General features: G+C 37.3%; 13 protein-coding genes. 3 read left to right on the top strand and 10 right to left on the bottom strand.

Annotation, left to right across the window (positions count from 1 at the left end; translation table 11 throughout):
• The first annotated feature begins 16 nt into the window (after window positions 1-16).
• On the top strand, window positions 17-796 hold the full coding sequence (locus AC1WHX_RS01060; RefSeq protein ID WP_009318366.1) for a radical SAM protein: 780 nt from the start codon (window positions 17-19) through the stop codon (window positions 794-796).
• Between the two features lie 36 nt (window positions 797-832).
• Here the strand turns inward: AC1WHX_RS01060 and AC1WHX_RS01055 are convergent, their stop codons facing one another.
• The 5 genes from AC1WHX_RS01055 to leuS form a co-directional block, all read right to left on the bottom strand.
• Window positions 833-1,345 (bottom strand): DUF4251 domain-containing protein, encoded by a 513-nt coding sequence (locus tag AC1WHX_RS01055; RefSeq protein ID WP_122336990.1) that lies wholly within the window; start codon window positions 1,343-1,345, stop codon window positions 833-835.
• A gap of 187 nt (window positions 1,346-1,532) precedes the next feature.
• Complete coding sequence (porZ, locus tag AC1WHX_RS01050) at window positions 1,533-3,848, bottom strand: type IX secretion system anionic LPS delivery protein PorZ (RefSeq protein WP_122336989.1); 2,316 nt, start codon at window positions 3,846-3,848, stop codon at window positions 1,533-1,535.
• 18 nt (window positions 3,849-3,866) lie between these two features.
• The gene (locus AC1WHX_RS01045) at window positions 3,867-4,448 is read right to left on the bottom strand and encodes a non-canonical purine NTP diphosphatase (protein ID WP_009318369.1); all 582 of its coding nucleotides are present in this window, start codon (window positions 4,446-4,448) and stop codon (window positions 3,867-3,869) included.
• Between the two features lie 553 nt (window positions 4,449-5,001).
• A complete protein-coding gene (locus tag AC1WHX_RS01040) occupies window positions 5,002-5,871 on the bottom strand; it encodes a YitT family protein (RefSeq protein ID WP_022391206.1) in 870 nt (289 codons plus the stop codon).
• Between the two features lie 330 nt (window positions 5,872-6,201).
• Window positions 6,202-8,970 (bottom strand): leucine--tRNA ligase, encoded by a 2,769-nt coding sequence (gene leuS / locus AC1WHX_RS01035; protein WP_481228803.1) that lies wholly within the window; start codon window positions 8,968-8,970, stop codon window positions 6,202-6,204.
• Window positions 8,971-9,326: 356 nt separating this feature from the next.
• Between leuS and dusB the strand changes: the two genes are divergently transcribed.
• The gene (dusB, locus tag AC1WHX_RS01030; protein ID WP_009318373.1) at window positions 9,327-10,310 is read left to right on the top strand and encodes a tRNA dihydrouridine synthase DusB; all 984 of its coding nucleotides are present in this window, start codon (window positions 9,327-9,329) and stop codon (window positions 10,308-10,310) included.
• A gap of 26 nt (window positions 10,311-10,336) precedes the next feature.
• The gene (locus tag AC1WHX_RS01025; protein WP_195595511.1) at window positions 10,337-11,071 is read left to right on the top strand and encodes a head GIN domain-containing protein; all 735 of its coding nucleotides are present in this window, start codon (window positions 10,337-10,339) and stop codon (window positions 11,069-11,071) included.
• Window positions 11,072-11,172: 101 nt separating this feature from the next.
• Here AC1WHX_RS01025 and AC1WHX_RS01020 read toward each other — a convergent pair whose 3' ends face one another.
• From AC1WHX_RS01020 to AC1WHX_RS01000, 5 genes are all read right to left on the bottom strand, one after another.
• Window positions 11,173-12,849, bottom strand: a complete 1,677-nt coding sequence (locus AC1WHX_RS01020; protein ID WP_418236502.1) for a T9SS type A sorting domain-containing protein — start codon at window positions 12,847-12,849, stop codon at window positions 11,173-11,175.
• Window positions 12,850-12,986: 137 nt separating this feature from the next.
• Complete coding sequence (locus tag AC1WHX_RS01015; protein ID WP_022389683.1) at window positions 12,987-14,330, bottom strand: RagB/SusD family nutrient uptake outer membrane protein; 1,344 nt, start codon at window positions 14,328-14,330, stop codon at window positions 12,987-12,989.
• 23 nt (window positions 14,331-14,353) lie between these two features.
• Window positions 14,354-17,623, bottom strand: coding sequence for a SusC/RagA family TonB-linked outer membrane protein (locus AC1WHX_RS01010; protein ID WP_475571537.1), 3,270 nt, complete (start codon window positions 17,621-17,623; stop codon window positions 14,354-14,356).
• Window positions 17,624-17,835: 212 nt separating this feature from the next.
• A complete protein-coding gene (locus AC1WHX_RS01005; protein WP_022389685.1) occupies window positions 17,836-20,487 on the bottom strand; it encodes a zinc-dependent metalloprotease in 2,652 nt (883 codons plus the stop codon).
• Window positions 20,488-20,852: 365 nt separating this feature from the next.
• Window positions 20,853-20,999, bottom strand: a complete 147-nt coding sequence (locus AC1WHX_RS01000) for a topoisomerase C-terminal repeat-containing protein (protein WP_481228806.1) — start codon at window positions 20,997-20,999, stop codon at window positions 20,853-20,855.
• Between the last annotated feature and the right edge of the window lie 7 nt (window positions 21,000-21,006).

Here is a 21,006-nt window from a genome sequence, read left to right as displayed (position 1 = left end):
GGTAAAAAGGAAAAATATGTCAACTATTCTATTTAGAGAAATTGTTTTCGGACCGGTACATAGTAGAAGATTGGGTGTTTCTTTAGGAGTGAATCTTTTACCCGATGACGGTAAAGTATGTTCTTTCGATTGCATTTATTGTGAGTGCGGATATAATGCCGACAAGCGGGGTAAAAACGGTTTGCCTACTCGGGAGGCTGTGTATAATGCATTAGATGATAAGTTGAAGCTTATGGTCGAAAAGGGAGAAAAACCAGATGTTATTACCTTTGCCGGTAATGGTGAACCTACTTTGCATCCGCAGTTCGAAGAAATAATAGAAGATACTATAAATTTGCGGAATAGATATTTTCCGGAGGCTAAAGTGAGTGTTTTATCTAATGCCTGTCATATAGGAAAAGAGTCTGTCTTCAGAGCATTGAATAGAGTGGATAATAATATATTGAAATTGGATTCTGTATTTTTAGATACTATAAAACTCATTAATGAACCTAATCAACCGAAATTTTCTGTTGATAAGTTAGTTGATAATCTGAAACGTTTTAATGGAAATTTGATTATACAAACTTTATTTTTACGTGGAGAGCATAAGGGTAAAAGAATTGATAATACGACAGATAAAGAAGTGGATGCATGGTTAGAAACTGTAAAATTCATAGACCCTAAACAAGTAATGATTTATAGTATAGATAGAGAGACTCCTGAGAAAAACCTTGTAAAACTATCTAAGGAAGAACTTGAAAAAATAGCTCTGAAAATACGTCAAGCCGGTCTGAATGTTTCAGTTTCGGCTTGACATTATAGTGGAATTTATCTTTGAAAATTAAATAAGCTATAAAACAATGTTTCCGTTGTAAGAAATACCTTGTTTATTGTTCGGTTGTACATGTATGTATGCTCTACCTGACGAAGGCCACATATCTATGGATACCTTGAAAAAATCTTCGTTTCCTCTTATATTGAAACTAACGGCATACTTTCCTTTTTTAAGAGTACGAAGTTTATAATTTTCGTATTTGTTTTTTGCTTTTATTCCTCCTTCTCCGCCACCGTAAGGAACAGAATAAGCTACACCGAAATAAGGAAGTTCTATATATGCCGAATCGTTACTTATTTTTACAGAATAGGGAGAGGTGAGATATACGGTCTTTCCGTTCATAGGAGAAGCTGAAATGACCGATATTTTATATTTTTTATTCTGTATGGCATCTAATATTTTTTTACTCTCTGTTTGTTGTGTTTTTTCTTTCTGAATAGAATTTGCCGATACTGATTTTTTGTTTTGTGCCGTTGCAAAAGCGATGCAGATAACGACTGACATACATAATATTAAAATCTTCTTCATAACAAATTTATTTTAAAACCTGTGTAAATTTTCCGATAAGGAAATATTATCAGGTCAGATTAGTATTTTCACTCATCATATAGCCTGCTGTCATCCTCGTAAAATCAGAAAAAAATTCTCGAAAGGAACTTTTAAATCTGACCCGGGCAAAATTCAAACAGGATCTTAAAGTTCAGGAAAAAAGTCATCAGTTTACTATTAATATTTTGGTAACGACACCTTCTTTTCCATTGCTGGATGAAGCAAATACCAAATATACTCCTGTTTTCACCCTATCTCCGTTTCTGTTCAATCCGTTCCAAACCATTTGGCCGCCTTCCGAATAATTTTGATAAATAAGATTTCCGGTAGTATCGGTAATTTTGACTAAAGATCTTTCCTGTAATCCTGTAATTGTTATAACTCCTGTATAATCGGGACGAACAGGATTAGGAAATGCATATACGTTGGAGAAATCTTCCTTGGGTTCGGTCGCATCGGAACGGTAAGAAACCAATCCTTTTTCAGTTCCGAAAAATACCTCTCCGGTAGTTTTATTTATGGCTATCGAGAGAACATTATTCGAAGGCAATATACTATTGTCCATATTAAAGTGGTGTATAGTTTCAAGACCGTCTTCACTAACCAAATATACTCCCGATGATTGGGTAGCTATCCATTTGCGGTTAGCTCCGTCTACAGCGATATATTGTATATTTTCATCATTTAGAAGTAAATCTGCTGCGTTTGTTCCGTCATTTCTCGGTATTTTTATCCGTGTACACCTAAAATCCGATTGCATGAAATTGTCAGGATTATTTAGTACGATAGGTCCTCTATTCGTTCCTATCCATAACTGTCCGTTTCTGTCTTCTGCAGCACAGATAAAGTCGTTTCCGTCTATCTGTTTATTATCCTGATCCGAAAAAGTCGAAAATTTTCGGGTCTGGTCATCGCTCATATTTTCTAAAGTATTATTCGTATTAAAAGCGAAAACAAAAGATGTTTTAGGAATAATAACCCATTTGGAAGAAGAGTGTTTGCATAATATTATTTGTTCGGTATATTGTTTGTTCTGCATATCGGGATAGTCGAGATTTATCCAATTTCCATCCTTTTTTAATACTATAATACCTTTGGTAATGTTTTTCATCCAAAGATTTTTATCACTGTCAAAATTCAAGCAATTAATTTGGTAACTCCAACCATCTGAACTTGAAATAGGAGAGTTGTCTTCTTGTCCATTCCAGTGTGCATCATATTGATTGTTTTTGAAACGATACAACCCTTCGAACCATGTTCCTATATAGAAAGTTTCCGGGTCTTCCGGATCTTCGGCAATATTATAAGTCGTACAGAACTTTATGTCTGTATGCATGTTTGTTGGAATATTATTTGTTTCTATATTAAACCATTGATTATTTTCATAAATCGAGATGTGGGAATCTATGTATTGGTCATAAATATTTTTACTGCTTACACCCTGTGTACTGACATATAATTTACCATTGTCGGTCATAGTTAAGAAATAGGGAATATTGACAGTAGAGTAATTGAGGTTGTCTATATTTTTAGATTGCTGAAAAGATTCGTTGTTTCTTTTAAATGCGGCAATGCCTTTTTTATGTAATATCCAATATGTATTTTGTCTATTATTCATACTTACATCTATCGGAACAATGTCCGACATATTGTAATCAGAATAAATGATTTCATCGGTTTTGTTATTGTTTTTATCATATACTATTATGTTATTTGTTCCGCAGGCCATATAGCCGGTATTCGTTTCTTTTATAGAGGATATATCGCCTTTATTATAAATAGCGGTAGGATTATTTTCCGTATCGAAGTAAATGATATTCTTATTAATATCCAACATCCACATTCCGTTTTCTAAAGAAAGCAATTGAGTGCCTCCGGTCGAATAACATTTTTCCCAATTGTCGAAATCGTATAATACATCGTCCAGTTTACAGCGATAAAGCCCCTCTCCTTGTACCAGACAATAAAAGTATTCTCCCATTACTGCGGCAGAATTAATGGCTTTATTGAAATTATAAGTTGTTTTTATCTCTTTTTTGGAAACATTCAATATAACGATACCGAAGTCTGTAGAAAGATATATTTCGTCTTTGTAGAAAGTTATGTCGTTGATATTTTTAGAAGAAGTTATGGCTGTATTTTTTATGTAAGGTATGTTATATACCGATTCCCCTATTATAAGATCTATATTGCTGTTTGTATAAGCAATTGTCAATATATCGTGTTGATCATTGTATTTTATAAGTTTTATATCGTTGTCGAATAATATATTCAAACGGTTCAATTCCCTGAATTCTTCGTCTTCTTTACCATAAGAAAATAAATATCCGTCCGAAAGAAAATATATTTTATCTTTCGTTTCCGTTATTTGTGAAGGTGTAAGGAATACCGGATAAATTTTCCATGCTCCTACTTCTGTCTGAGCGAAAGACAGAAGAGAATAAAGTAATATACCGACAAAAAAGAATAGTTTCTTCGTCATAATCGAGGTACTCTTTTTTTATTTTATAGGTTGTAAAAAATTTATAAGTTTCTTTACAGCTAAGGCTCTGTGACTTATTTTGTTTTTTATGTCATTTCCTAACTCTGCAAATGTTTGAGTATATCCGTCCGGTACAAATATAGGATCATATCCGAATCCTGATTCTCCTTTTTTTTCTGTGATTATTTCTCCTTCTATTTTTCCTTCGAAAAGATACTCGTTATTACTTGTTATTAATGCTATGCAAGTTCTGAAACAGGCTGAACGATCGTTTTTGCCCTTTAAATTTTCAAGGACTTTTTGCATATTTTTCTCTGAGTTATGATCGTTTCCGGCATATCGGGCCGAATATACTCCGGGTTCGTTATTTAAAGACTTTATTTCGAGTCCCGTATCGTCTGCAAAACAGTCATAACCATATTTTTCTTTTATATATCGAGCTTTAATAAGTGCGTTTTCTTCTATCGTGCTTCCGGTTTCAGGGATATCTTCATGACAATTTATATCATCGAGGCTTAAAATATTCAATGTATTATCAAGAATATTCCTGATTTCTTCCAATTTATGCTTGTTATTTGTTGCGAAGACGATCTGTTTCATAATAGAATAACTTATTATATATAACGTTATAAATAAACTTATTATTGTTAGTTCTTTCTGAAACAAAAATATAAAATAGATTTTATGAAATCGATACGGGCATATAAGTTTTTTCGGGAGTTCGGAAATATATTATATAGGAATAAAAGTTATTATTGTTTTTTGATCGGTACAGGTTTCTATTGGGCTTTATTTTTTACATTATCCGATTTTATATTTATACCATGTTCTTCTTTTAAGGATTACGTAGGTAACGGAATTCAATGGGCTTGTGTTTCGTTTGTTCCGTTTCTTTGTTAGGTGTTTGTTTCTATAAACAAATATTTGTTCGCTTTTCTTTTTCCTTTATTCAGTATTATATGTGCCGTACTTACTTATTTTGGATATGCTTATAAATTCGTTTTAAACAGTATGAACAGCTTTTAATAACGATGTGCGTATAACGGCAGAGCTTATTTCTCTTTATTTGGTGTTATTTGTACTGATAAATCTGTTTATATCTTTTTTTATTTGTACGGTTTCTTTGCAAGTTCGGAATAGCAGCAAATGGATATTATCCTTTGATCTTATCAAAACCTTCTCCATACACGCCGACTACATTAGATTGAGATATGAATGCGTGAGGATCTATTTCTTTTACCAGTCGGAAAATCGATAAGGATTCGTTTCTTTTGGCAAGGATGACCAATACTTTTTTGGGTTGTTTAGAGTACCATCCCATTCCGTCGAGAATAGTGACTCCCCTGTTGATATCCTTGTTGATACGGTCTGCTATTTCCTCATACTTTTCTGAAAATATCAATATTTGTATAGATCGTCTGACTCCGTTTATAACCATATCGCAGGTATAAGTCATGACTGCCATGACTACGATCCCGAAAACAATTTTTTCGATGCTATGGAAAAGTACGTAAGAGGACGATATGATAAGAAAGTCGCAATACAAAATAGATCTTCCTAAAGATATTTCTTTATACTTATTTATCATGGCGGCAATAATATCTGTTCCTCCGGTGCTGCCGTTATGGGTGAAGACAATACCTATTCCCGCTCCGCAGAGTATTCCTCCTATGATGCACGACATAAACGGTTCTCCGGTAATAAGCGGTTCTTTTATATACATTCCGAAAAATGAAAGAAGCAAAGTCATGACTATGACGCTGAATATGGTGCGTATGCAGAACTGTATTCCCAAAATACGTATTGCTGCTATTAGCAGTAAAGCATTTAGTGTAAAATAAGATATTGCTACCGGGATTTTAGTCCCGAAAAAGATGAGTGCCGAAACTCCGGCAATACCACCGGTGGTGATTTCATTGGTAAGTAGAAAACTCGTCCATCCGAAAGCATAAAGAACTAATCCGAAGACGATGATCGTGTAGTCTTTTATTTCGATCCAGGCTTTATGAGAATTTAGATTCATAATGCTGATACTGTTTATATTATTGTTATCAAGAACCTTGTCTGAATTTTCCAATAAGAAAATATGATCAGATCATTTTTGTGTTTTTTCCGGACTGTTTTCTTGTTTTCATTCGTCAGATAGCCTACTATCATTCTCGTAAAAAAGGTTCTCAAAAGAAACTTTCAAACTTGCCCTGAGCAAAATTTCGACGCTCTAAAACAATTTCAAAGTTACATCTTTTTTGTATTTTTCCAAATTTAGGTTCTTAGCAGACTGATATTCATAAACAACCCCGAAAAGTCTTAATTATTATACTTTTCGGGGATATTCTTGTAAAAATTTTTTCGTTTAAAGAACGATATTGACGATTTTTTTAGGGACGATGATGATTTTCTTAGGAGTCTTTCCATCTATCCATTTTGCAGATGACGGATGTTCCAATACTGTTTTTTCTATTTCTTCTTTAGAAGCATCTGCTGCGAATTCGATATTGAAGCGGGCTTTTCCATTGAATGAAATTGTATAGTTGACAGTATCTTCTTTAAGATATTCTTCATTAAATCCCGGCCATTGAGCATCACATACCGATGTCGTGTGTCCTAATTGCGACCATAATTCTTCGCATATATGCGGTGCGAACGGAGTCAACAGTATTATGATCTGTTCCAGTATTTTACTGTTTCTGCATTTTAATGCAGAAAGTTCATTTATACAAATCATAAAAGCACTGATAGAGGTATTGTATGAGAAATTTTCTATATCCCAGCTTACTTTTTTGATGAGTTTGTGTAATGATTTCAGTTCTTCTCGTGTAGGTTCTTCATTATTCACGATCAATTTGTCTCCGTCGAAGAACAAATTCCAGAATTTTTTCAAGAAACGGTGTACACCGTCTATACCGTTTGTATCCCAAGGTTTACTTTGTTCGAGCGGACCTAAGAACATTTCATATAAACGAAGAGTATCTGCACCGTATTTTTCTACTATATCATCCGGATTTACGACGTTGAACATCGATTTTGACATTTTTTCCACTGCCCATCCGCAGATATATTTTCCCTCTTCTAAGATAAATTCTGCCGTTTCAAATTCAGGTCTCCATTTTTTAAAGGCCTCTATATCGAGAATATCATTACTTACGATATTTACATCTACGTGTATAGGGGTCGTGTCATATTTCTTTTTAAGATTGTATGATACGAATGTATTGGTATCTTTTATTCTGTAGACGAAATTAGACCGGCCTTGAATCATACCTTGATTTACTAATTTGCGGAATGGTTCGGCTTCACAGACAATTCCCAGATCATACAGAAATTTGTTCCAGAAACGACTATAAATGAGATGTCCGGTGGCATGTTCGGTTCCACCGATATAAAGATCTACGTTGCGCCAATATTCGTTAGCCTCTTTCGATACGAGTGCATTATTGTTATGCGGATTCATATAACGGAGATAATATGCTGATGATCCGGCAAATCCGGGCATGGTACAAAGTTCTAAAGGAAAGTGATCTTCTGTTTCCCAATTTTTCGCTCTTCCCAGAGGCGGTTCACCTTGTTCGGTCGGTAGAAACTTATCTATTTCCGGCAATAACAAAGGCAATTTGCTTTCGTCCAGCATATAGGGCATATCGTCTTTATAATAGACAGGAAACGGTTCGCCCCAATATCGTTGACGGCTAAAAATGGCATCGCGCAGACGATAATTGACTTTGATCCGTCCTAATCCTTTTTCTTGTATAAAGGCTTTTGTTTTAGCTATAGCCTCTTTTACTTCAAGGCCGTTGAGGTCGAGACCGTTTCCGCAAGAATTGATCATTTTACCCTCTTTGGCATCGAAGCTTTCTTCGGAAACGTCGCAGCCCTCTATCAACGGGATGATCGGCAAGCCGAAATGTTTAGCAAAGGCATAGTCGCGGCTGTCATGTGCCGGTACTGCCATAATTGCTCCTGTTCCGTACCCGGCGAGCACATAATCGCTTATCCAGATAGGAATTTTTTCATTATTCAGCGGATTTATGGCGTATGCTCCGGAGAATACGCCACTTACGCTTCTGTCCATTAATCGTTCTCGCTCTGTTCTGTGTTTGATACTGTCCAGATAGGCATCTACCTCTTTTTTTTGTTCAGGAGTAGTAACCTGTGCCACGTAATCGCTTTCCGGAGCTAATACCATAAAAGTGACTCCGAAGATCGTATCGGCACGTGTTGTGAATATCGTAAACTCTACATCCGATTCTACTACTTTAAATTTCATTTCAGCACCTTCGGAACGTCCTATCCAGTTTCTTTGCGTTTCTTTGAGAGACTCGCTCCAGTCTATCGTATCGAGTCCGTCGAGCAGGCGTTGAGCATAAGCCGATACCCGTAAACACCATTGACGCATGATTTTTTGTTCTACGGGATAGCCTCCACGAACCGACAAACCTTCGCTGACCTCATCGTTAGCGAGGACCGTTCCAAGTTGCGGACACCAGTTTACCATCGTATCTCCTAAATAGGCAATACGATAATTCAGCAGAGTTTTTTGCTGTTCCTTGACACTCATTTTTTTCCATTCGTCCGCCGTAAAAGAAAGCTCTTCGCTACAAGCGACATTCAACCCTTCAGTTCCGGACGTTTCGAAGATTTTCGTTAAAGTTTCTATGGGTAGAGCCTTTTGTTCATCATAGGAATAAAAGCTGTTGAACATTTTTTCAAAAGCCCATTGTGTCCATTTATAATATTCCGGATCGCACGTGCGTATTTCACGACTCCAGTCATAACAAAATCCTATTTTATCGAGTTGTTCCCGATAACGGTTGATATTTTTTTCGGTAGTTATTGCCGGATGCTGTCCGGTCTGTATCGCATATTGTTCGGCCGGAAGCCCGTATGCATCATATCCCATCGGATGCAGAACATTGAATCCTTTCAGGCGCTTAAAACGGGAATAAATATCTGAAGCGATGTATCCGAGCGGATGTCCGACATGCAGACCTGCACCGGACGGGTACGGGAACATGTCTAAAACATAAAATTTCTTTTTTCCCTCTTTCTCGGTCACTTTATACGTCTGGTTATCTTTCCAGTACTGTTGCCATTTTTTTTCTATTTCCCTGAAATTATATTCCATTTTATATATGTTTTATCTCTTTTTCGTAAGTGTGTTATTTACAATATGTTGGTTTTGATAGTAAATATCTTTGCAAAAGTAATAAAAATATGCTGTATATAAGAGCCAGTCTAAATTTTCCTTCTGTAAAATTCCGACAAGCCCTAAGCTTCTTGTCTTGTTCTGTAAAGATAGTTTATGGTTATAAGAACGGGATAACTTTAAAAAATGTGTGAAAAGAGAGTTCGGTACAAGAGGTGATTGTCTGTAAAATAAAAAGTTTTTGTACGTTTGTAAAGAGATCTTATCTCTCTTTGTATATATTGGTTTTTTCTTTTATATACAGAATAGTCATAATCTTAATGATAGATTGAATAATGAAAATAGGAAATATGGATTTGGGCAAATACCCTGTCTTATTAGCTCCTATGGAGGATGTTACGGATATTTCTTTTCGACTCATGTGTAAAGAGTTCGGAGCAGATATGGTATATACCGAGTTTGTGTCGAGCGATGCTCTTATACGGAATGTGAGTAAGACACAAGCCAAACTTTCTATCCGAAATGAAGAGCGTCCCGTCGCAATACAGATTTACGGTCGCGAGACAGCAGCTATGGCTGATGCTGCCCGTATTTGTGAGGAGGCTTGTCCTGATGTGTTGGATATTAATTTTGGATGTCCGGTGAAAAAGGTGGCAGGAAAAGGCGCCGGAGCCGGAATGTTGAGAGATATTCCTAAAATGCTTGAGATTACCCGGGCTGTTGTGAATGCCGTAAAAATCCCCGTGACGGTGAAAACTCGCTTGGGTTGGGATCATGATTCCCGAATAATCGTAGAACTGGCCGAGCAGTTGCAAGATTGCGGTATTGCTGCATTGGCGATTCATGGGCGTACTCGCAGTCAGATGTACACCGGAGAGGCGGATTGGAGTTTGATAGGCAAGGTGAAAGAGAATCCCCGTATGAAAATACCTATCATAGGAAACGGTGATGTAACGACACCGCAAATTGCTCGTGAAAAATTCGAAAAGTACGGTGTAGATGCTATTATGGTAGGCAGGGCTTCTATCGGTTCTCCTTGGATTTTTAAGGAGATAAAGCAATATATGGAAACCGGGCATTGTGAACCTTTGTCTGTTTCGGATAAAATGTCTGTTTTGCGTCGGCAATTGAAAGAAAGCGTCGATCGATTGGATGAACGTCGTGGAATTTTGCATATCCGCAGACATTTGGCAGCAACACCTTTATTTAAGGGTATTCCTAATTTTAGGGATACGCGTATAGCCATGCTCAGGGCTGAAACTCTTGGTGAATTGTCTGCTATTTTGGATAAAATAGAGTCTGAAATATTGATAAAATAGAATTAATTATAAAATAAACAGAGATCATGAGAATGAAAAATTTATGGAGAATAGCAGCGGTATGCTGTCTCTTTTCATTGTCGTTATTTTCAGCGCAGGCTGTCGGTGACGGAAATAACAAATATGTTACTAAAGAGATAAAGGTAGATGATTTTTATAGAGTAAAGATCAATACGGCGTTTAATGTAGTGTATCATCACAGTAAGGATTCTGCAGGATTGATTCGGATTTACGGAGAAGAAAATATTCTGGATGAAGTAAAGCCGGTTTCGAAAGACGGAACTTTAGAGATCAAATTCGTCAATACAGCTAAGCGTGAGTACGGGGTTATCATTTTGGACGTTTATTCTTCCGATTTGCAGGAAGTGCAGAGCGATGCAGGCGGAGTTTTCGAGACTTCCGGTAGTTTGTCCGGTTCAGAATTGGATATTCTACTGATGGGTAATGGTCTTGTTCGTTGTAACAAACTTGATTATGGCATTGTAAAAGCCCGTATTATGACAGGTTCGGGAGATATATTTTTAAGCGGTACATGCCGTGAGGCCCGTTTGTCTATTGCCGGTTCGGGTGAAATAAAAGGTCATGAGCTGAAAGCCCGTGATGTAAATTGCAATATTACCGGAAACGGAAGTATAGGCTGTTGGGCTGAAGAAAATCTGAAAGCTTTTATTACCGGGAAAGGCGATGTTTATTATAAGGGAAAGCCTACTGTCAAGAAACGTGGAATCGGGTCGGGTCGTGCTATTCCTCTAATCGATTGATCTGTTTTTTGTCTTTTTACGCATCTGATATATAGACAATTATTTAATAAAAAAACCGGGAAAATTATTTCCCGGTTTTTTTATTAAAAGGCTTCTATTCTTTATTTTTTGATGAACGGAATTACAGTTGTTCCATCAGCAGTTTTGATTTTTGCGATATAATAACCGGCAGCAAGGTCATCTACCGAAATTTGAGTAGTTGCAGAAGCTGCTTTTACTACACTACCTTGTCCGTTTACGATGGTCACATCACAAACTTCAGAGAAGTTAAGAATGTCTTTTACCGGATTAGGATAAGCACTGACAGTTACCGTAGCAACAGATTCGTTGATGCCGGCTGTGATACCAGATAAGGTATTCATGCTGATTGCTAAATCTGCAGATTCAGCCCCTTCGGTTGCTTTACAGATGGCAACTTTTGCTCCCGTAGAAGCAATACCATTAATGCTTGTTCCGGCTTTTGTAGTTTCTACATCGGTTATATTTTTTGTACCAAAATCGTATACGTTGAGGGTTGATGTTTTATCGGTAGATTTATATAAACCAACTAATAATGCATCTCCTACGGCAGCATCGGTCAGTTTATATTCTTCACTCCAGTAATTAGATTTTTGTAAATCGGCTGTATTAGGATTTAGAGTAACAAAGAACGGAGCGGCTGTATAATCACCTGTTGCAGGAGCGTTCTCATTAAATAAGAAATTTCCGTTATAAGCGCCTGTGATAGTCCATGAATCTTCTGTACAGAAGACGTTATCAACATATTCGTATCCGAGAGAAAAAGCTGATACAAGGTTTTCCGGAATAAATGATTTATGCACGTCGATGTTACCTTCATTATTTACTCTGAACAATCCGAGATTTCTGTGATAAGATGGAACGAATCCGCTGTTGTCATAGTCAGATGCTATTGTGAAAGATGACGTACTGGCACTTACTTTTACTGTTGCAGCTGCATAAAATGCAGCATATAGGTTACCTTCATTTACGGTCATAGCAAAAGATGGGATATCTGCATAATAATTTCCGGCTTCAAATACGATAGAAGCGATCTCTTTTTGTAAGCTTAAGTTTTTGTCGAATGATAATATCCGTACAGCAGGTAATAAGGCTATTTGTTCACCTTCTTCTCCTTCTACTGTCACACTGATTTCACTTCCGCTAAAAGTGGTTTCGCCGATCTTTATATCATTTGCCATTGTCAATGCCAGATAGATGTTATTTTCATTTACGACTAATCCCATAGGGTTAACATAAGATGTACCAGCTTTATTGTCATGTAGATAAATATCTGAATTTTTTAAGACCCCGTTTGCATCATATTGGGCAAAAAGAGTATTGTAATAATCTCCCCAGGATGAAGAATTTCCTGTCAATGTTTTCGAATTGTTATCGGTGCTATTCAGGATAACAGCATCTCCGTCACTGCTGGCTGTGATATACACATTTCCTTCACTGTCGGTTGTCATGTAGGCCGGAGCAACATTTCCCTGTATAGCAACAGCCCATTGAACATTTCCGGTATTGTCTATTTTAGCCAGATAGGCACTGTTACCGACCGCCATAAGGTCATAACTTCCGATGGTAAAATCTTGTGAGAATTCACCGCAAACGTAGGTATTGCCATTGGCATCGATCTGAACAAGCTCTTTAGAATATGCACTTTTTGCTGTTCTAGGCTGTCCCATCGGAGTGTTCCAGTCTTGAGCCATTTCCTGTGCAAAAGATAACGTTGCAACAGTTACCAAACAGATAAATAGTAAAATTTTCTTTTTCATACTGTTCAAGATTTAAATGAATATTAAGTTGTTATTAAATGAAATTTTTGAGAATCTCCGAAGAAGATCATATCTCAATAATTTGTTTGGAGGGATATTATCTTCTCCGGTCAATTCGATCCAATTTCGATGTTTATTTATAAGTAAGGATTTGCTTCTCTTGCTTCATCCGGAATTTTTATCGTCAGTTCCGGATAATTGTCTTCTATATGATAGGTTTGCCCCTCGTATTCCCGTGTCAATATCGGACGCTTATTTTTTTCCATTCTCCGTATGTCGAACCACCGATGTCCTTCGTATGAAAGTTCTAATCGGCGTTGCAGATAAATTTCGTCTAATAATGCGTTATCATCCATCGCATTGATATCTGTCTCGGCTTGTGTATAAGCGGTGGACTGATATCGTTTTTCCAATAATTGTAATAACCGCATTTTGGCTATTTCCGGATGGTGATTTTTCAGTGCGGCTTCTGCCGAGTTCAAATACATTTCTCCTACTCGGAAAGAACAGCGGTAACTACTTGATCCGCCTTTTAAAAGGCTGTATCCTCCTATTTCTGTCTTATAGTATTTTCGAGCTCTTTGATCTTGAGTACCGGGTAAATATGAATTGTATAAATCTGAAGGGACTAATTTATCTACATTTGCATAATTAGAATTCATATTCATTTCAAGAGCGACGATATTTTCAGGAGAATCATAAGCGTTCGGAAGTACACGTCCCGAAACTAAATCGACAAGTTCATTTTTTTTAGAGAGAACTCTTTCGGAAGCGTTGTAACAATCTTCCCACCGTCCCATATACAGGTAAACCCGTGATCTGAGAGCATCTGCCGAGATTGTATTGAACCGATAGTTAAGACCGATTTCCCAAGTTTCTACATTCAGTTTTTTTTCAGCGTTGTCGATATCCGAGAGAACCGAAGCATAAACTTCTGCAACAGAAGATGGTTTTAAAACTTCGTCCATACTGCTATTCAATTTCAAAGGAATACCGGTATTCGATGCTGCAGTTTCTTCTTTATAAGGAAGAGAATATAGATTTACTAATATAAAATGATTGTATGCCCGCATCATATAAGCTTCTCCAACTATTTGGTCTATCTCGGCTTTCGTGCCGTTTGTTATCGATTTTTCATTTTCGATAATAGTATTGGCAACAAAAATCATCTTATAGTAGGTTCCCCAGTCGAAATAGGTCGTAGTACCTGCCGGATTCACGTTATTCCACAGCCAAAGATCCATGAATGAAGCCTCATCGTAAGAATCCAGATTATTCGATGTCATATCTATTTCATCTGCGATAAAAGCAGTCAATCCTCTTGAATCGGGCATCATACTATAAGCTCTGGTCAGGAGTTCCCGATAATCTTTTGCCGTTTCGGGGATAACCCTTCCCGTGGGTGTAATATCGAGAAAATTATCACATCCGGTAGTTCCCAGAAACACGACAAACAATATTATAGATGTTAATTTCTTCATAACTACTTGTATATATGTTTTGTTTAGAAATTAAGATTCAATGTAAATGTAACGGACTTGGGTATAGGTTGTGCATATTGATTTCCCATAGTTTCCGGATCAAGATAATTGGTATAATCAGCTGCCCATACCAATAAATTCCGTCCTTCAAGGGAAATGGTTCCTGATGTCATTTTGAATAAACTCAGGATACTTTCGGGTAAACGATAACCGATGCGAACGCTTTGCAGACGCATATAATTGGCATTTTTTACCCATAAATCCAAGTCACGATCTACATATTGATCCTCATAAGCATAATAATCAGCTTTTCGTTTATCGTTGGTCATTAATGTAGGAAATACCGTATTTGTGTTTGTCGGAGTCCAACGATTGAGGATATCCCGATTGGTATTCATTCCCCGGTCGAATAATGTAGGAGAATAAGAGGGGGAGGTTTGTATTACGTGTCCGAGATTGAAAATACAATTGATACCGATCTCAAATCTTTTTATTCGGAATGTGTTAAAGAATCCCCCTGTCCATACAGGCTCTGTTGTTCCGGCATACTTATAACGTTCTCTTCTTTCTTCCACGGAGAGATTCATCGTTAAATTTCCGCTTTCGTTTTCTCTTATATTGAAATATTCTTCTGCAGAAACCCTATTACCTGAATGATCGATGAATAAAGGATAACCTTCTCCGTCAAGACCACCGAATGGATATGCGAATATCGAACCGATAGCATAACCTTTCAAAGACGGTGTAAGCTGGGTATCTGGCGTGCTGATTTCCAAAATTTTATTTTGGTTATAAGCTATATTGAAGGTTGTACGCCAGTCGAAATGTTTAGTTTTGATGTTATGCGTATTTAAACTAAATTCAACACCTTGATTTTTCATCGATGCCCAATTGATCGTTGTAGATTGGAATCCTGTCTCTAAAGCGAGAGCTTGAGATCCGATCAAATCTACCCCTTTACGATAGTAATAATCTCCGGATAGGTTTATCCGGGTATTCAATACGGAAAAATCGAATCCGATATTCGAGGAATGCGTTTTTTCCCACCGTAATTTTTCATTGGGCGGTGATGCAATATCTATAGCATCTTCTGTTGTTCCCGGTAAGATGGTGGTGGTTGTATAATTTCCTAAAATTTTTGGAGAGGTGCTCTTATCTATATTTCCTTGCAACCCATAAGATGCCCGAATAGCCAAATTGTTGATCCATTCGATATCACTCATGAACGATTCGGACGAAATGCGCCACAATCCGCTGACAGAATATAAAGGAAGATAACGGTATTTTTTATCAACACCGAAAAGATCTGAACCGTCGAAGCGGATACTAGCTCCTAATGTGTATCGGTGTCGAAATGTGTAGGAAGCCGTTGCAAACCAGGAAACGTATGCATTTTCCGATTCACTTACAGTACTTAACGGGAATGTTGAAGCATGCCGTTCTTCCGGGAAAAGAATGGGTTTTGATTGCATAGTTTTCCGGTCGTATCCGTATGCCGCATCATACAATGATTTATACCATGTTTTCCGAAGTTCAGTTCCTAACATAGCCTCTATTTCATGTTCGTTTCGGATATTTTTTCTAAATTCGCCCATCGCTTTCCACGTAACTTGAGAGCTACTGGTTTCTGTTTGTTTGTGGAAACCTCCGTCCGGTAAATAGGAGGAACCGTTTACGAGAGAGCGCAATCGGTCTTTCCGAATCGAATAGCTCTCCTTATCTGCAATTTTCTCAATAGAACTTTTGTCTATTTGCAAACCTACTTGAGAAGTGAGTTTGAACATCGAATTAATTTTCAGTTCTACATCAAAAACACTTTTGAATGATTGTGTCGTATTTTCATGACTCGTATTGGCTCTTTCTTCAAAAATATTAAAATCGGCATTCCGGTCGTCTCCTTTTCCTTGTACGTTGTCATCGTAAACATAATTATGATTTTCATCATATACCAATTGGTAGGGATTGGCTCTCCGGGAATAGTATGTCGGGCTCGAAAAACTGTCGGCATCCGTCAAAAACGAGTTGTTTTTCATTTGGTTGGCAAATATGCTGGCTCCAAATCTCAAATGTTCGTTTACCTTGTAATTCGTTTTACCGGTAAAATTGAATCGGCTAGCGTCTACACCGATAACATTTCCTTTTTCGGTATAATAGCCCAAAGAGGTGTAATAAGTAGCACGGTCGCCTCCACCGGATAAACTTAAATTGTATTCCTGATTGAATGCGTCCCGGAAAAGAATATCATTCCAGTCTGTATTTATCGCGCGTAATTGGTTTATTGCGGCTTGGGCTTCGGGAGAAATGGCGCTGAATCCACCAGCTTTGAATATATCTAATTGCCCATATTGTTGTAATATTTGAGATACACCGCCTTTATTTTCTCTATAGTCATAATCCGATTGTAACAGATCCATTTCTAACTGAACTTTTTCGTCTGAATTCAAAAGGTTCAGCCGGTCTATATCAACATTCGGCGTATAGGAAAGCTTTGTCGAGAATGAAACTTGTGTCTTTCCTTTCTTCCCGCTTTTGGTGGTAATGACAATAACACCGTTTGCTGCACGTGCTCCGTATATTGCTGTGGCTGCAGCATCTTTTAAAACTGTAATATCCTCGATATCGTTCGGATTGATACCGGCAATAGAGGTTGTATATATATTGTCAATGTCTTGTAACTCCGACATTTTCGGAATATCGGTTCCTTCTAATGGAAGTCCGTCCAATACCCACAACGGGTCTTGTGTACCGTTTATAGAAGAAGTTCCGCGGATTCTTATTTTTACCGGAGCACCTGGAGCACCGGTTGATGTTACAGCGGAGAGTCCGGCTACCTGTCCTGCTAAAACTTGGTCGATGGAGTGAGTATTCCCTATCAATTCATCCGTAATTTTAACTTTGGATATAGCGGAGGTAAGTTTCCTGCGTTCGATATTTTGATATCCGGTAACGACTACATTGTCGAGTTCATGAGAAGATGATTCGAGCTTGATATTATAAAATTTTTCTTTTCCGAGTTTGATCTCTTTTTGATTGTGTCCCAGATAACTGCAGAAAATGCGAGTAATATTATCGGGGACATTAATAATAAAGCTTCCGTCGATAGCCGTCATTACACCGATCGATTCTTTAGGATAATTTATCTTTTTCAGATCATCGGTCGACACGAATACAGATGCTCCGATAAGCGGCATGTTGTCTTCATCTGAGGTAACAAGTCCTTTGATTTCACGGGTAGCCGAGAATACCGACATTGTATAAACCATCAGTGTGGAAATCAATAAGAATTTTTTCATCTGACAAAATCTGTATGTCCAAAAAAACGTTCGTTTTTTCGGACGGTTTATAATATTTACTCTTCAAGGATATAATTTCTATAAATCCTTTTATTTCAGTTTTTTGCTGATCCTTTGATTTTATCTGACAACCTTGTTTTTTTTGCTGAAAAAACGAACGTTTGTTTGAATGAAATTAAGGATAAGCAATTTATAAAAGTCCGGTACGGATATTATTTGTTTAATCCTAAACCTGTATTGATACGTAATAAAACGTCTGTATAATGATAACGGGCGGCCAAATCGGATGTTGTATTTACTCGTTTTTGTAACAATTCTTTTATTCTGAGCAATTCTCCTCGTTTTACAGATACGGCGTCAGAAGTACGATTCGATTGTCCGCTGTAAAAGTTTACATTACGGGCAGACCGTTCTTCATCTCCTTCAAAATGTTGTCCGCAGCAAGGTAATACAAGATCTTGTAATCCGGTTCCGACCAGTTTCGGAGCGCTTTTGGTCGTTGCTTCTTCTTGGGCGGCGACTAAAAGCGCATCGATAAAGCCTTTTTGTAGCGCTCTCATATTTGCATCGGGAATCCCTCCTCTTTCTGTAATACCGAATATATGCTTGTGCATCATGTCCAGCATTTCGATAGCGGTGAAAGCTTTTTTCCCGTTCTGTTTCTCGTTTTCTATCATGCGGATAATCCGGTTATTGGTGAGCAAGTCCCAGAAAATATATCCGTGCATGTTTTTTAATGTGTATGAAGGAGAGTTTTCGATAGCTCCTATCATCGAATTTTGTATCGGAAATGTATATTTGTTTATATCCGCATTCAATAGCCAATCGGGACTGGTCAATACCTCATCTAATAAGAACTGTAATGCTTCTTTCTGACGATCTTTTTCAACAAAAGCGTAAGTTTCTTGTCCGTCTCCGATAGCCGTATTTTCAAGATACATGCCTCCTACATTAGAAAGTACGTGGTAAGTATAGAGATTCCATTGTCCGATTATCGCATTGTATAATCTTCCGGCATCGGTATAAGTTTGCCCTTTTTCTCCGGTGGTTGTCCATTCGATGATATGAGGCATGATTCTTTTAATATTTGCCATCCCGTAACGGGCTGCTTTTACATTATCATCTCCGAGATCTTCTATCATAGCCCGCGGGTCGGTTGCATCACGCATTGATTGAGCATCGGCAAATCGATATAACGGTCCGGTATGTTTGCTTAAAAATTCGTAAACGGCATCTTTCTCTTGATCGGGAGACTCAATATCTCTCCAACGGTATCCGAATTCTATGGCGAATATATCATACGGGCCGATATGCGGAGCGAATTCGGTGATGCCGTCTCCGGGTTGTGCTACGTAATTATAGCGTGCATAATCCATGATAGACGATGCCGTAGATTTCATTTTGTTTGTAAATGTTTTGGAGCGTAATGAATCTGTCGGATAAGCTGCCGAAGCGATCATATTGTGGCGTAAACCCAAAGAATGTCCGATTTCGTGACAGGCTACAAAACGCATGGCATCTCCCATGAGGCTATCCGGTAATAGACATTGTTGTGCAGCCGGATTTGCAGCTCCGGTTTGAATGGTAATCCAATTTTTAAGTATAGAAATGACATTGTGCCACCAGATAACATCGGCTTCGATGATTTCTCCTGAACGGGGATCGTATATCGAAGGACCCATGGCATTTGACTCTGCCGAAGCGACATAATTGATAACAGAATAATTAATGTCATCTTCGTCGGCAGCAACACTATCCGGAAGTTGTTTGGCAATTATAGCATTTTTAAATCCTGCTTTTTCAAAAGCTACCTGCCAGTCTTCTACTCCTTGTTTTATATATTTTCTCCATTGTACGGGAGTCGTTTTGTCGATATAAAAGACTATCGGCTTTTGCGGTTCGACCAGTTCTCCTCTAAGATAGGCTTCCTTGTCTTCGGGTTTCGGTTCGAGCCGCCAACGGGTAATTAATTTTCGAGAATCCAGTTTTTGTTGTTTATCACTGAAAAAGAGTTGAGGAACATAGAAGTATCCTACTCGGGGAGTCGTATAACGTCCTGTCATCGGTTTTTCCGGTAACAGCACAATCGAGGAGCTGACTTCTGCTGTCAGATTATTAATCTGGTTATACTCTTTTACATGAGTTGTTAATTCGGATATAACGACAACATTTTTTTCGAATGCTTTGGTTTTGACAATTCTTGAAAGATTTTTATCTATTGAAGAGTTGACATTCAAATTCGGAAAAAATCTGTTGATAGGAGATTCTCCATTGTAAATATCATTAATTTTGATCACAAACGCAGTTGTGTCTTTATTGTATGCTTCTATTTTGAAACTTGTCATTAACGGTGAGATGTAATTTTCATCGACCGATTTACCGATGGCATCGCCTTCCGGATATTGAGGTTTGGGCTGTATTTCCCGGACAAGAATTTTATTTTCGTCCTTATTCCACTCAAAACGTACTAATTCGGTTTGGTAATTGATTCCTTTATTTATTCCCGATTTGTTGATAACTGCCGGAACTTTTGTCAGCTTATTGACAATCAGCATATCCCGGTTAAGTAGCTTTGCCGGAATCTCGAAATAGTAATCGTTTTTCTTTTTATGAATGCGGAACATCCCTTCTTGGGTAATAGTTCCTGGCCCAACAATTTTTCCATAATCATTTTTTGATTTTGTAGAGTCTTTGGCCGCTGAGGTATCATTTTTTTTAGATTTACGAGATTTTTTATTTTTTTTGAAAATATTTAATTGTAAATCTTCTTGCTGAATCGTATTGTTTATAGGCAATTCGCTGGCATAACTAAATCCTATAAAAGAAAATATTATTCCTAATAAGATAATTTTGCTTTTCTTCATATGAGTTAAATGGTTAAGTTAATTTCTTGTTTTACAGTTTGATGCGACGGTTTATTATTTAGTTGAGTTTCTGTCGAGTTTATTATCCTGTATTTTTGTAAACCTAGCATTTTCAATCCTTTTCAAAAAGCAAAGGTATATATTGTTTTTTTATTTGCAAGCAGTTGTCTCCATTTTTATGCATTTTCAATCAAAAATGATGTACTTAAAACGTTTTTTATGACAAAAACTTACAGAAAATTGTGTTTTTATGACAAAAAACAGACACATTTGAAAATGGCACATGTTGTGAGTTGTCGGTTTGTATATATAAAAACGGTACTACCAAAGATAGCACCGTTTTTACGAGTTAGTTCTTTATGCTTTTATTTTGCTGATTTTTTGCTTGTTGTACGTTTTTTTGTTGCTGGTTTTTCTTCACTCTCTTTTATAATTTGCAGACAGGCTTCCAATGAAAGAGATGCCGGTTCGCTTCCTTTGGGAATTTTATAATTTTTCTTTTTATATGCTATGTATGCT

Source organism: Coprobacter sp., from assembly GCF_982436375.1.
The sequence above is the reverse complement of the archived record's forward strand: the minus strand, read 5'-3'. Positions and strand labels throughout refer to the sequence as shown.

What these genes read in the sequence shown, in the direction of transcription:
- AC1WHX_RS01060 (WP_009318366.1), top strand. Translation starts at nt 17, where the DNA reads ATGTCAACTATTCTATTTAGAGAAATTGTTTTCGGACCGGTACATAGT.
- AC1WHX_RS01055 (WP_122336990.1), bottom strand. Translation starts at nt 1,345, where the DNA reads ATGAAGAAGATTTTAATATTATGTATGTCAGTCGTTATCTGCATCGCT.
- porZ (WP_122336989.1), bottom strand. Translation starts at nt 3,848, where the DNA reads ATGACGAAGAAACTATTCTTTTTTGTCGGTATATTACTTTATTCTCTT.
- AC1WHX_RS01045 (WP_009318369.1), bottom strand. Translation starts at nt 4,448, where the DNA reads ATGAAACAGATCGTCTTCGCAACAAATAACAAGCATAAATTGGAAGAA.
- AC1WHX_RS01040 (WP_022391206.1), bottom strand. Translation starts at nt 5,871, where the DNA reads ATGAATCTAAATTCTCATAAAGCCTGGATCGAAATAAAAGACTACACG.
- leuS (WP_481228803.1), bottom strand. Translation starts at nt 8,970, where the DNA reads ATGGAATATAATTTCAGGGAAATAGAAAAAAAATGGCAACAGTACTGG.
- dusB (WP_009318373.1), top strand. Translation starts at nt 9,327, where the DNA reads ATGAAAATAGGAAATATGGATTTGGGCAAATACCCTGTCTTATTAGCT.
- AC1WHX_RS01025 (WP_195595511.1), top strand. Translation starts at nt 10,337, where the DNA reads ATGAGAATGAAAAATTTATGGAGAATAGCAGCGGTATGCTGTCTCTTT.
- AC1WHX_RS01020 (WP_418236502.1), bottom strand. Translation starts at nt 12,849, where the DNA reads ATGAAAAAGAAAATTTTACTATTTATCTGTTTGGTAACTGTTGCAACG.
- AC1WHX_RS01015 (WP_022389683.1), bottom strand. Translation starts at nt 14,330, where the DNA reads ATGAAGAAATTAACATCTATAATATTGTTTGTCGTGTTTCTGGGAACT.
- AC1WHX_RS01010 (WP_475571537.1), bottom strand. Translation starts at nt 17,623, where the DNA reads ATGAAAAAATTCTTATTGATTTCCACACTGATGGTTTATACAATGTCG.
- AC1WHX_RS01005 (WP_022389685.1), bottom strand. Translation starts at nt 20,487, where the DNA reads ATGAAGAAAAGCAAAATTATCTTATTAGGAATAATATTTTCTTTTATA.